Annotated in this window: 2 protein-coding genes; one reads left to right on the top strand and one right to left on the bottom strand. The window is 62.3% G+C overall.

The annotated features are described in order from the left end of the window. Positions 1–184 precede the first annotated feature (184 nt). Positions 185–3,997, top strand: a complete 3,813-nt coding sequence (locus KF688_16295; protein MBX3427240.1) for a hypothetical protein — start codon at positions 185–187, stop codon at positions 3,995–3,997. A gap of 102 nt (positions 3,998–4,099) precedes the next feature. Here the strand turns inward: KF688_16295 and KF688_16290 are convergent, their stop codons facing one another. Next, positions 4,100–13,240: a S8 family serine peptidase gene (locus KF688_16290; protein ID MBX3427239.1), complete on the bottom strand. Its 9,141-nt coding sequence runs from the start codon at positions 13,238–13,240 to the stop codon at positions 4,100–4,102. Positions 13,241–14,158: the final 918 nt, after the last annotated feature.

Raw genomic sequence — 14,158 nt, 5'->3', positions numbered from 1 at the left:
TCCAGGTTGGGCGCAGACCGCTGGTCATCGGTACGAAGTCGACCTCTCAGTCGGCACGTTCGTCGTCTCCGCTTGCAGCACGCCGCTTCTCGATTGCTGCAACTGCTGTCGCATGTCGAATAGTCGGACTGTCCCATTGACAAACATCTGAGTTCACCCTGCCGCGCTGGCGAGTTGAGGCAATATGCGTTCTCGTTCGTATCTGAGAAAGCTGCGGTTTGAGTCCCTCGAAGGTCGTCGTATGCTGGCGGCGGAAGCTCTGACGTGCGACGCGGAATACGTCTCGCTCGTCGAGTGGTTCGACCCGATCCCGGCCAACGTCCCCGACGACGACGTGACAAGCCTCCCTTACTGGCGGTTCTACGAATTGACGCCGGCGCAAGTGCCGTTGCTGCTTCCGTCGCAGATCGCGACGATCCCGGACACGACTTCGCTCAACACCTGGCCTTCTGTCAACCGGGCGGCGTTGACTTCGATTCAAGTCCAGTCGCTCCAGGTGTCCACGATCACGATCAGCTTGTTGACGGAGGCGCAGCGCCTGGCTCTCTTGCCGGCACAAGTCAGGTCGCTCCCGTACACGGACTTCCGATTTCTCGACCCGAGTCAGATCCCGTTGCTGACTCCGACGCAGATCTCGACGATCCCCGACACCTTTGCGTTCAACCAATGGGAGGCGACGGCTCGAGCGGCGCTGACCGTCTCTCAGATCCCGGCGCTGAATGCAGCGACGATCACGATCAGCCTGCTGACCACGCCGCAGAAGCTGTGGTTGAGCACAGCCCAGATCCATACTTTGCCGGTTCATGAATGGAGGCATTTGGAGGTCAGCCAAATCCCGCTGATCTCGCCGGCTCAAATTGCCGGCGTCACGAACGACTTTACGTTTCGCATGCAGTTCTCGAGTGCGCAGCGCGGGGCGCTGGTGCAATCGCAAATTCAGGCGTTGTCGGTGCATCCCAGCGGCGACGTCCGGATCTCTTGGCTCACGCAGGTTCAAGCCGGTTGGCTGACTCCGGCTCAAATCCAGAACGTGATTCTGGGTGATTACCATGTTTTGCCGGTGAGCCAGATTCCCTACCTCACGCTGGCCCAGATTGCCGCGGTTGATCAGGATTATACCTTCAACGTGCAATTCAGCGCCGACCAGCGGGCCGCGTTGACGCAGCAACAGATTCAGGCGGTGCAGGTCGATAAGACGCTCATCTTGTGGATGACTGTGCAGCAACGCGGGTGGCTGACTCCGTCGCAAATCGGATCGCTGACGGTTTACGACCTCCCTCACCTGCTGGACCATCAGATTCCGTTGGTGACTCCCGCCCAGTTCGCGTTGATGCAGGACTTGTTCGTCATCAACGGCTGGTCCGACGCCGTGAGGGCGCAACTGACGCGGGCTCAGCTTATGGCTTTGCCGCTCAACGTACTTTCGAACTACATGGCGGTTGAAATCGAACAGTATCCGCCTGTGAACTATACGCCCGGCAGCCATGCACACAATACGAACGCGCCTCCGTTTCCTGGCACGTTGGCCTACGACGCCTATTGGATCACGAAAGAAGCGGACGCGACAAATCGGGCCTTGTCGAGCGGCAACTGGTCGACCCCGAGCGTCTGGTCGGCCGGGGTCGTGCCGCGCGCCGGCGAGAAGGTTTTTATTCCCGGCAACGTCGTGATCACGTTCGATGCGATCATGACGACGGCGATCAAGACCCTGCGAGTTGACGGAACGCTCGTTTTCCGAACGAACGTCGACACCGTCATGCGAGTTGATACGATCGTGGTCGGATCAACGGGAAAATTCCACGTGGGGACGCCGACGGCGCCAATCGCCGATCATGTCACGGCGAAGGTGATCTTCCCGGACGGCGGGCCGATCGACACTGCGTGGGACCCGGGGCTGGCCAGTCGAGGGCTGATCAGTCGCGGCGAAGTTCGGATGTTTGGCCGAGTCGTGACCCCGTATGCGACCCTCGCCGTTGATCCGATGCAGAATCATTCGGTGCTGCATTTGACACAGGCCCCGACCGGGTGGCGCGTCGGAGACGAATTGGTCATTGCGGGGGTGAATCCGATCGGCGATTACTTCGATTCCGAGCGGGCGACGATCACTGCCGTCAACGGCACGACGATTACTCTCAATCGCGGGCTCACCTATAACCACGACGCTCCGGACGGGTACGCAATTCAAGTCGCCAATACGAATCGCAACGTGCAGTTTCTGGGCGAAGAGGAATCAAACGCGCAGGAACGACCGCATATTGCGTTCGCGGAGAGCCCGAACGCCTGGATGGAAAACGTCTTGGTCAAGGGCTTCGGCCGCACCGACAAGACGCAGTTGGTCACCGACCCGGTCGTCGTCAACGGGGTGCTCCAATCGGGGGGTGCAAACCCGCGCGCCCGGTACGCGGTTCACTTTCACCACACCGGCACCTATGCCGCGATCCCGCCCGGGATTTTGCGAGGCAACGTGGTCGTCGGCAGTCCCGGTTGGGGATTCGTGAATCATCAGGGCAACGTGGTCATGGAGTACAACGTGGCGATCGACGTGCTCGGGGCGTCGTTCGTCGGTGAAGACGGCAACGAAATCGGCGCCATGCGGTACAACCTCGCGATGAACTCCGTCGGCTCCGGCAGCGGCGGACCTTTGACGCGTCGTGCAATTCATGACTTCGGCCACAACGGCCATGGGTTCTGGTTTCAAGGCCCCGGGATCGAGGTCGTCGGCAACATCGTCGCCGGAACGCGAAGCGGGGCGTACGGCTATTTCACGTCTTCCTCCTTGGCGATGTTCGACACGGCCAATCTCGACGACCCGTCCATCGCCTATGGCCGCCCAGCGATTCCGATCGGAACCGCCCCCATCAAGCGGTTCGAGGACAATCTGGCCTACGGCGTCAATCAGGGCCTGGAAATCTGGTTCCATCAGACGTTCTTGAACGATGGCCAGTCGTTCATCGACGACTTCACGGTGTGGAACACGAAATTCGGCGTGCAGTTGTTCTACTCCGGTCAGATTGCGATCCGCAACGCAACGATCATTGGTCGCTACAATCTGTTGCCCGATCTGGCGCTAGCCTCACCGACGGGAATCGGCACGAATCGAATCGTCCATGACATTACCTTTGATAACGTGCGAGTCGAGGCGTTCGTCGAAGGCTTGGTCGTGCCCGTCCGCCGAGACACGACGATTTTTGGAGGACAGTTTGCGAATATCCGAAACGTGGTGATCGGCAAGGGTCATGACACGCTTCGGTCGCTAAACGTGCCGAGCGCCGTCGAGTTCGTGCCCTTGACCTCAGCGCAAATCAACGGACGTGAGTGGTACGACGTCGGAGCCAAGGAGAAGCTTGCGCTCTTCGAGAACCTGGATCGAAAGGTCGAATCGTTGTTCAGCCCCGAAGAATTGCGAATCGTCCTGTCCAACGGAACGATACTCCGGTTGTACTTCCCTGCCCAAGCAGCCGACGCCATCCCTCTTCCGACAGGCGCCGCGCCGCAAATCCCCGGACTGCCGACTGCCTACTTGGGGAAAACGAACTCGCAGTTGTGGCAAGATCATTCGGTGTGGTTCGGCGGCGGAAACTTGCCCGTCGAGTCGTTCGTTCCGAACAGGTTCGGAATGAAGGCCGTCGTTGAAAGCCCGCTGCACCCGGCCGACTTCAATAGCGACGGCAAGGTCGAAGGGGGAGATTTTCTCGCCTGGCAACGGGGGTACGGGAGGACGAACGCCGGGCGCGCCGACGGAGACGCCGACGGCAACGGGACCGTCGATGCGGTCGACTTGGGAAGATGGAGCGCCGCCTTCGGCCAGACGACGGACTCGCCGCAGATCGTCGCCGCCGCTCCGATGTTCGACGGAGCGCCGACGGACGATCGCTCTCGTCGCGACGCCAAGACCCTGGCCGGCATTGCGTTGGCCCGCGAGATCGCCTTGCGCGATGCGGCTGACGATATCTTGCCCGGAAAACGGCGAGGTTGGCGGCTCTTCCGGGGTTGGTAAAGGCCGGCACGCTCGGGATCCACGAGCGGCGCCAAACTCATCCCTTTACGAATCCGACGGACAGGGTAGCCTGGCAGTCAAGACGACAGGCCCCGCTGCCGGTCAGCGGAAACGTCGAAGGCTCAGTTTCCGTTCGCCAAGGTCTGACCACATTGACTCCAACATGTCCTCGCCGAACGACTCGTCGAACGCCTTGACTAGAAGCACGTTCCTGACGTCCCTGCGAGTCGATTCCGGGCGAGGGACGACCAACGATTCGCTGCTTGCCAGCGTGCGAGTTCGATAAAACGACGATCTCTTGTCGGGCGCCCGCGCAATCCCCAATTCGTCCGACTCGTGCTTTGGCAGAAGCCGACTGAACACGGCGTCGTTAGGATGTCGCCATAGATTCCTGGCGGCAAGTTCAAGCTCCAAGTCACTGGGCAAGGCTGCTCCGATCGCGTCCGTACGAACGTTCTCGAACTCGGTCGACGCGGCAGCGACCTGGAATTCCATTTGGGAAGCGTAAGCTGAACCGTAGTTCGCTCTCCACACGTCGAGATCCTGTCCGTCCACAATGCCGTCGGCAACCCCGTCGGCTCCCAATCCGGCGACTCCGGAGCTTTGCCCGCGTTGTCGCTGCCAGAGCAAGAAGTCGCCGCCGTCGACCGCCCCGTCGGGCACATAGTCTCCAGGCAGAACGACCTGCAGCGCGTAATTGAGAAGTGCGACTTCCGACCCACCGGAAGGGATGGTGCGATGTCCCCCGTTGAGGCGCTGATTGGCAAAGACGATCAGCGACCCCGCGTCTGCCTTCCCGTTGACCGCAGCGATGACGGGCAAGCCCTGGCCGACGTCGACGACGGCAATCGCCTTGACGCCGGGCAAGTCGTTCGTCTGCAGGACGGCGACGCCCGTCGTCTCCGCCGGCGCAAACGCCGGAGCGGTCAACGTGCCGATATTGCGGAGGACGACCACTCCCGCCGGCTCGACGGCTCCGACGAGGATGTCAAGGTCGCCGTCGCCGTCGACGTCGACCGTTGCTACATCGCGGGGAATGCTCTTGGCGTCAAGCGGAACGCCGTCGAGAAGACTCCACCCTTGCGAACCGTAGTTGGCGTTCGGCTCGCTGAGCAGCAGCGACACGATCGAAGTGTGCGAGTTCCCGATCACGAAGTCGGTTTTCGAATCCCCGTTGAACTCGCCGAACGCGAGAGAGAACGGAGCATCGACGTTCTTTCCCGTGGGCAAAACGATTTCGGTTTGCGGAAGATAGGAGTTCCCGCTCTTCAACAGGACCTGAAGGGTGCGACTCGATCGATGGAGCACGACGAGATCGAGCCCTCCCGAGCCGTCGACGTCAACCGCCTTGACGACGTCGGTCGTCTTCAGCCCCACAAGCGTCACGCCGCCCCCCGGCGGAGGCGCAAAGGTCGGCGTCATCGAGCCTTGCAATGTCGTGCTGTGCACCACCAGAACTTCGCTCTGTACGTTGAGCGACGGCATAACCGGGGCCAACGCCAAGTCGTCAAACCCGTCTCCGTTCAGGTCGGCAGCGAAAATGTCCCGATTTGGTCGACTGACCACCAACGCCGAGACGTTGTAGGGATCAAACGTCGGCACTCCGCCCGGCGTCGTGCGATTCATGGCAATCCAAACCTTGCTGGACGTACGACTCGCCAGGGCGATATCGGGCAGACCGTCGTTGTTGAAGTCGCCGACAGTCATCGACGTCGCGTCGAGCACGTTCGGGAGACGCAGAGTCGGCCCGCTGAATCCTCCCGATCCGTCGTTGAAGAAGATCGTGACGACTCCGTCCAAAGTGAGCGTCGCCAGATCGTCGTCGCCGTCGTCATCGAAATCTGTTGCGATCAACGCGACAGGATTGACGCTAGTTCCCAGATCGTATGTTTGCTCTAACAGCACGTTCCCCACGGGCGAGACGACCCGTCGATTGGTTCCTACGTCGACCGGGTCGATACGGACCGTGAAGGGGACCTGCGGCACGTTGGCGAAACTGTACTTGCCCACCTGCAGTCCGACGCCCGTCGCGGCATTCGTCACGGTCGTCGGTTCTCCGACGTCTCGGACTCCGTTTTCATTGAGATCGAGAAAGACTCGCACCCCTCCGAGTCCGCGTTCTCCGGTCGGAGCTTGAACGCCGTCGCCATCGACGTCCTCGAACACGATTCCCTCCAGACTGTTTTGCCCCGCGCCGATCACGTTCTGCAACACAAGTCCAAAATCGTGTCGTAAGACGCCCTCGCCGGGCTCAAGATTCACCGCGTACGATCCGGCGCTTGGCGCCGTCGCCTGCCAGCCGCTTTGCAGCACCGGCCTGACCGTATAGGCCGTACCCGCCTCGACCTCGGCGAACACGTAGAACCCTGACACGTCGGTCGAAACGATGGGTTCGCCGACGTTGAACTGTCCAGGCAATTGCGAATCCCAGACGCCGTTGCCGTTCACGTCGAGAAAGACCTGCCAGTTGAACAAACCCGGCTCGCCGACGTCAGGCGTCTGATTGCCGTTGCGGTTCTCGTAGACGATTCCGCTAATCGAACCAGGCAGCGCGATGCTCGAAAGATCGACGTTCAAGCGTCGCTCTCCGACGCCTACAACAACGACTCGGGCCCCGACGCTGTCGCGCTGAAACGCTGTGATCGCGTTATTGAAGAATCCGCTGCTGGCTGCGGCGTAGAACGTCGCGTTCCCTGCCGCCAACAGCCCCGTGACTTGATCGATGTACTCGATACCGTTCCCGTAGGCGTCGGCCGTGGAGTCCTTGATGGAATCGACGTACGTCAACCGACCGGTGGAAGAATTGCGGGCGAAGACAACGATGGAACCGACCAGCTCTTCGTTGGGAGTGCCCGGCAGAATCGTTTCAGAGGCCCCGACATAGACTCGGTCGCCGTCGGGAGAGATTGCGAGCGCGACAGGACGTTCCAGCCGACTCACCAGCTTGCCGACGTCGTCGTAGGCCCCGTTTGCAAGCGACTGTACGAATGTCAGTGCGCCGGTCGCGGCATTCCGCTCAAACACAGTGACGGCGTCGTCGGATTCCGCCGTCACATAGACGAATCGCCCGGCCGGGGCTTCAGGAGTCACCGGACTCATGACGATCTCGCGGGCGCCTTCCAGGCCGATGACGACGTTGTTCTCGACGTCGGAGCCGCCAGTCTTGACGATCGACCGCAGCGCCAAGTAAGGCGACCCTGTCGTCAATCGCTCGTAAACGGCAATGCTGCCGGGCCGAGAGGGCGAGTCGCCGAGAATGTAGACGAACTTGTTGTCCGGTGAGACGACCATGCTCTCCCCGCCCAGACCGTCGAGGGCGTTGGGAGGATCGTTGACCAGGCGTCGCCGGAACGTCAAGAACGCCTGCGGAGCAGTGCGATCGAAGACAAAGATCGCTCCGCCGCTGAGAGCGGTTGCGCTGTTGTTGGAAACGTAGATCTGCCTGCCGTCGGGACTGACCGTGAGCGACGTCGAGCCGACGAACTGCTTCGGGGTCGCAGCGATGTTGAGGTGCGCCTCGCGTATCGACTCGACAAACGTCAGTTCCCCCGTCAGTTGATTCACTGCGAATACCGTCAAAGCGCCGTGCGACGACAGTGCATAGAGATGCCAGGTCTTGACCCCGCTGAAGTTCGACTCGGCGACGACGATCTTGACGACGGAGCTGAGGACATTGAAGCCTCCGACGAGTTCGCTCGTCGTCTTCGCGTCAAGAAAGTCAAGCGCTCCCGTCGTCGCATTGCGACTGAAACGGGCGATCGCGCTCTCCGATTCGGCTGCGCCGGCGACGTACACCCACTTCCCGTCCGGCGCAGCCGCCAGTGAGCTTGCTCCGAGCAGCCCGTCAGCCTGTCCGCCGTTGCTGTTGTCGACCTCCTGATCGATGATCGTAGCGCTCACGTATGTCGGTTGCCACCCGGCTTTGTTCACGGCGGCGACGACATATTTTCCCGGATTCAATCCGACAAAGTGGTAGGAACCGTCGGCGCCGGCGATTGTACGCGGTTCGTTGTCGTCAAGCCGTCCATCCTCGTCGAGGTCGAGATAGACGATCCAGTCGGCCAGGGGCGTTTCGTTGTTGGCGGGGTCCCGCACGCCGTTGCCGTTGCGATCGTGGTACATGACGCCGCTGATCGAGGCATAAAAACTCTCCACCGCTCCGGCGTCCACGGCAGGCATGCCGTCGCCGTCGCCGTCCACGAGCGCTACGCCAAGGGAGTCCTTTCGTTCCACGCCGCGCTGGTCGTTCGCGGGCGCACCTGCCAGCAAGCCCGCATCGAGGGCCGGACTGCCCGGGAGCAGCGCATGGCTGCGGGTCGTACCGTTGTTGAGAGCCAACGGTCCCAGCAGCGGGTCAAGCGGGTAGGAAGCGTCACCAACCCGATTTGAGTTGACTCCGCCAATCGCCCCTGTGGCGACGCCGATGCGCCCGACGACGTTGCCGCCAATTGCGAACAAGTCGCCGCTGACGTCGATGCGGCCGTCGGCCGAGTTGTTGGCCGCGACGATTGTATTCTGCAACGTGACGGACCCTGCCGCTGCATTGGCGACGCCGCTGCCAGGAAACTCCGGTAGGACGAAAATCTGGGCGACGACTCCGGCGGCGTCGCCGGCGGTCGGGCCGGCCCATGCGAGCAGCAACTGACGGCCGGCAAGACGCGCGATCCCGGGGTTCGTTTGCCAACCGCTCGTGGTCGACAGCGCGAAGGCGTCGCTTAGGAAGGCTCCGTCACGACCGATGAGCCGACCTTGAGCCGGCCCCCCCGTCGCCCCCCCCGACGAGTAGTCGTCCCAGACGGCAAGGAGCGCTCCGTTGGGCAGCTGCGTCACCCCGACGTTCGACGTGTCGTGAACGCTCGCCGCCACAGGGATTGGGTCGCCCAGAGGCGCCCCTGTCGGATCAAAGCGTCGCATCAGGATCCCGCTGGCGGCGTTTCGCCAGAGGACGACGAAGCCGTCGTCGTCGCCTAGAATCACCGGCTTGCGATCGGCGCCTGTCAAGTTGCCGCTGATCGGCACCTCGCCTCCGAGCTTTGCTCCGGCGGCACTCAACCGTTGCCCGACGATGTTGTCCCCCAGTGGCGACGAGGCGCGGTACACGGCCCACGCCGTCCCGTCGGCCAGGGGATGGAAGTCGACTTCGGTCAAAGCGTCAAACGCATAGCCGGGTGCAGTCGTGCTGATCGAAAACTCGGCGCCCTGCACGTTGCCCGCAGCATCAAGAAACCGACCGTGCAACACGGCGGAGCCGCTTTGCAAGTCATACCACGCGACGAGATAGCCCCCGCCCGGCAGGGCCTTGATTCGCGGGTTCAACTGGTCGCCCGGTTCGGCGCCCGCTCCCCCGGAGTTGACGACGAATTCGGAGCGAATGACGACCCCCTGGGCGTTGTAGAGCTTCGCGCGAACGTCCCACCCGGCGGAGCCTCCCGAATTCACGCGATAGACGAACGCTGCGTCGCCGTTTGCACCGACCGCAACGTCCCCGGCGTCCGCTGCGACGTCGTTGGGTTGAAAGTCGCTCCCGACGAGCCCTCCCGAAGAGTTGAATCGTTGAGCCCGTAGCGAGGTTCCGGCATCGGTCCACAGGATGACGCCGGCGCCCGAAGTCGCCGTCGCAACGCGAACTCGGTCTTGAACGCCGCTCGTCACGTCGTTGACAAGCGCCTCGGCGCCGCTTCGGATCAACGTCGTTCCAATCGCGGGGCCGGAGATGGAATTGTCGGCGACAGTGACGTTCACGAGGGTCGAATCCGCGTCGTCGGCATTGGAAAGTCCTCCTCCCCGGGTCTTGGCGACGTTCGCCGAAATCGTCGCGTTGACGGCAGAGAGACTGCCTGCGTTGTAGACGCCGCCTCCTTGGCCTCCGACGGTCGTCCCCGTGAACTGCAGCCGCTGCACGAAGATGTCACGACCGTCCGAGCCGGCGTCGAACCCGCCCCAAGCAACGACGACTTGCCCCGCAGAGTTCGAGGCCACGGACGGGCGGTCCTCGGCGTATCCCGTGACTGCTGCCGCCGAAACCCTCGTCTTGGCGCCAATCGCTTCGCCGGCGCCGTCGTAGGCCTGCACGAAGATGTCGTAGAGCGCGGGGTTAGCCCGTGATTCTCCCCAAGCGACGACGAAGCCCCCGCCGGGAAGCATGGCGACCGACGGGTACGTGACGCCTGCAATCGAGGCGATCTCGATCTCATTGACTCCGTTGGAGGCGAGCTTTTGGCCCGCGCGATTGAATCGCTGGGCAACCACGCCTCGCCCTTCGTCGAGCCAAGCGACGACGAATCCTTCGGGGCCGGCTGCGACATCGGCGTAGGTCTGATTTCCTGGCAGCGTGGAATTGACCTGGAATTGATTGCCGTACGGAACTCCTGACGCATTGACGAACCGCGCGTACACGCCAACCCCGTTGCCGACGCCGTCCAGGCCCGTGTCGGAGAAGACGGCGATTGCCTCCCCGTTGTCGAAATGGGCGATCGCCGGATAGTTCTGATGGCCGCCGACAATCTGAGGGATCGACGATTCGACGCCGAGGTTGGCTCCAGCGGCGTCGAACCGTCGCAGCAACGCACCGTCGCCATTGCCCCCCGACTCGGAGTTGGTCCAAAAAACGACGGAGTAGGTCCCGTCAGGAGCCACGGCGACTCGAGTTTCAAACTGATTGCCCGTCGTCAGCGCATTGGCGTTCGCGAGCGACGTCGGCGTTCCTTCGGCCGGATAGACTCGATACTGAACGTCCCAGTTGGAATTTATCGTCGCCGGTCCCGCGACAAGGAAGCTTCCGTCTGGGGCGATGGCGACGTCCGCGAAGCGACGCACGGTCGACAGGCCGCCAGGAGTCTGCCCGGTGACGTTGATATTGACCGAGTCGACGGCCGTGCCGTCGAACAGGAACCGGCGGACGTCGACGCGCTGATCGAAGTCGCTGACGTAGTCGATCCAAGCAATTGCCAACTGTCCCGCTTCGTTGATCGAAACGCGAGGCTGCCGCTGATAGCCTGCCGCGGGAGAATTCGCTCGTATGGGAGTTCCGACCAAGTTGTACCCGACCGAGCCCTGTCCCGCGGCCACGTTCGTGTCGATCGTCGACGAAGCGAACGAGGCGACGCCGGTAGAACTATTGTAAACGCCCCCCCCGTTGAGCGCTGCGAAATTGCCGGTCACAGTGCTGTCCGTCACGGTCAACTCGCCGAAGTTGCCGATTCCTCCGCCGTTGCCCATGGAATGATTGTCAGCCACCACGGATCGAATCAACGTCAGCGTCCCGCGATTGCGAATCCCTGCCCCGTCGCCGCCGGTCAGCGCGCCCCGGGTGACGGCGATGCCTTCCAGCGTCAGGTGAGCCTCAGGGTGAACGTCGAACACCCGATCGAGCAGTCCCCCGTCGATCGTGACGGAGCCGCTCCCCTGGACGGCGATCGTGAACGTTCCTGTGACGTCGAGATCGCCCGTCAGGCCGGAGTCTTCGCCGGCTCCGGCCAGCGAAAGTACGTAGTTGTTCGGGGCAAGAAAAATCACCGAACCCGGACTCGCGTTCGCCTGTTGGACTGCCGCCCGCAGAGTCAACCCGCCGGAACCGTCCAGCGAGTCGTCGGCTCGGTTGACGTACAACGCTCCGGCCGTGACGTTGACGGCAAATTCGTCGGCGAACCTCCGATACTCGTTCTTCTGGGCGGGCCGATTCGAACCCGCAGTGTCGGCGACGGCGCCAGCGATGACTTCCACCGTATAGAGACCGTTGTCAAGCGCATTCCAAATCCCTTCCCCCGGGCCGATCAACGCATAGGTCGCGTCGAGAGCGTTCGGATTGCCCGGAACGGAAGCGGAGGTGACGCTCTGGACCGTCACCGGGGCGTCTTCAGCACCCCGACGGACGATGATGTCGTCGATTCCGATGGTCGTTTGGTCAATCGGAGTCCGAGCCGAATAGCGGATTGTCACATGCCGCACCGCACTGCCGGCCGTGATCACGTCGGGAGCGCTCACAATCGTCGCCCGCGGGGCGAAGGCGTCGTAAGCAACGGCGCCGTGAGCGTTCAAGCGGCCGCCGGTCGCCACTTTGGCGCGATCTTCGGGCGTGGCGAGCGGATCGACCGTATTGAGAATCGCTTCGCGCACTTCGCTCGCCGAAAGGTCGGGCGAGCGCGCCAGTACAAGTGCGGCGACCCCCGATACATGCGGGGTCGCCATGCTGGTGCCGTCGCGATAGCCGTACTGATCTCCAGGAAGCGTGCTGATGATGTCGTCGCCAGGGGCGGCCAGATCAACCGCAGTGCTGCCGTAGTTGCTGAACGAAGCAAGCCGGTCGTACGGATCGCTTGCGGCGACGACAATCAGGTTCTCGAGATTCACGGCTTGATCGCGTTCGATCGTCGCCGGGTAGTATTGCGAAGTGTTGAGGTCGATCCCCTGGCCGAAGACGTCCCCGTTGCCGGCAGCGACCACCACGAGAATCTCTCGCGTCGCGGCTGACTCGATTGCGGAGCGCAGCATGGACTTGGCGCCTTGGTTGACGAACTGTCCTGCGATGGCGAAGCTCGCGTTGATCACGCGCACATTCACGGGGTTCGTCGACCGACTCGCCAGCATCGTGACGTAGTTGACGCCCGCGATAACGTCGTCGATCGTACCTGTGTTCTGCGGACCGAGCACGCGAATCCCCATGAGGGAAACTTCCCAATTGACTCCGGTCACGCCCGTGGCGTTGTTTCCCGCTGCGCCGATGATGCCCGCCACGTGCGTGCCGTGTCCATGCAGGTCGAACGGGTCGTCGTCGTCGTCGTAGAAGTCGTAGCCGTGGCGGCCGTCGAAATCGGTCCATATGTTCGGATTCAAATCGACATGGTTGTAATCGATCCCCGAATCAAGCACGGCGACGACCACGTCTGACGATCCTTGCGTCAGGTCCCATGCCTCCGGAGCCGAAATGTCCGAGTCCCGAACGGCAAGGTTGCCGACGCCCGAAGACTGACTCAGCCGCAGGCCGAATTGGAGCCCTTGAGCGTAAAAGGGATCGTCGGGATTAGTCGCCGATCCGTTGACGGGGAGATTCGGACTCGCCAGCGCGATCGCAGGGTGGGCGACCAATTCGGCCAGAGTTGCTTGAGGCGAGGCGCCGAGGGTCGCCAGCCGGACCATGCCCGGCAAGCCGAGCCCGGCTTGCACCTCGTAGGAGAAACCGAGCGATCCGATCGCCGCACTGACTCCAGCGACGCCGCCGGCTTCCTCGGCAGCAGTCGGGGTCAATCGGACGATCCACTGAGATGATTCCGTCGGTTGCTCTAGACCGAGATCCGCAGTTAGCATGAACGGCGCTTCGACGAGCGGTCCAGGTCCGCCGAACCAAGCCTCGCTGACCTCGTCGTATGCGAAACTTGCCGCGGCAAGGTTAGCGACCAGAGGCAGCCTCGCTTCCAAGGTCTCGAAGCCGAGCGCGGCCGACTGTCGGTCAGAGCAATTCGTCGTGCGGCAGCGAGCGGCGGAATTGGCAGGCAGGCGGAATCGGAAACCAAAAGCCATTTTATGTTTCCCAGTGGCTGGAAGCACAGCGCGAGGCAAGATCGGAAACGTCTGCGCACAAGCAGTGTTGAGGTCGTCTCATGAGATTCGGCAAGTCGTTAACTCAAGGCTCGTCCCGCATTGGGCGATGACGGCAAGGAGGTGATCGTGGTGATCATCCCTGGGCGCACCTCGTTTTCGCGTGGTTCGTTGGCGCATCCTTGACGGCGGAGAAGCATCAGCCGGGCGACCTTGCTACAGCAACTGCCGCAAGCGACTCTCTTGCAAGGCGTTTCGAAGCGTTTGGAGAGTGCGCTCTAGCAACTCGCCGAAAGTCTCGCCTTGCTCGTATTTCGCCAGGGTTTGCACGGGTCGGATTATAGTTGCCCTCTCGCACCCGTTGCAAACATTTGAGCCCAGGAGCCTGCTACGATTCGGTTCGTCCCTGCGAAAGCCCTCGGAAGGGGGCGGCTCCTCACCGGCCGGAGATTTCGACGGCAGTACACAAAGCAGGTATATTAGAGGCGCCTTTGCCGGCGGAGCCGTGCATGCACAGATCGCCGGCGCCCCGTCTCGCCGTTATCGAGCCGCCCGATGCCCCCTCACGAGCAAGACTCGCCTGACCCATCCGCCCGAGCGAGGGCTGTCCTGGCTGACGTGGCGCGG

The sequence above is a fragment of the Pirellulales bacterium genome (assembly GCA_019636345.1).
GTDB lineage: Bacteria > Planctomycetota > Planctomycetia > Pirellulales > Lacipirellulaceae.
The sequence above is the reverse complement of the archived record's forward strand: the minus strand, read 5'-3'. Positions and strand labels throughout refer to the sequence as shown.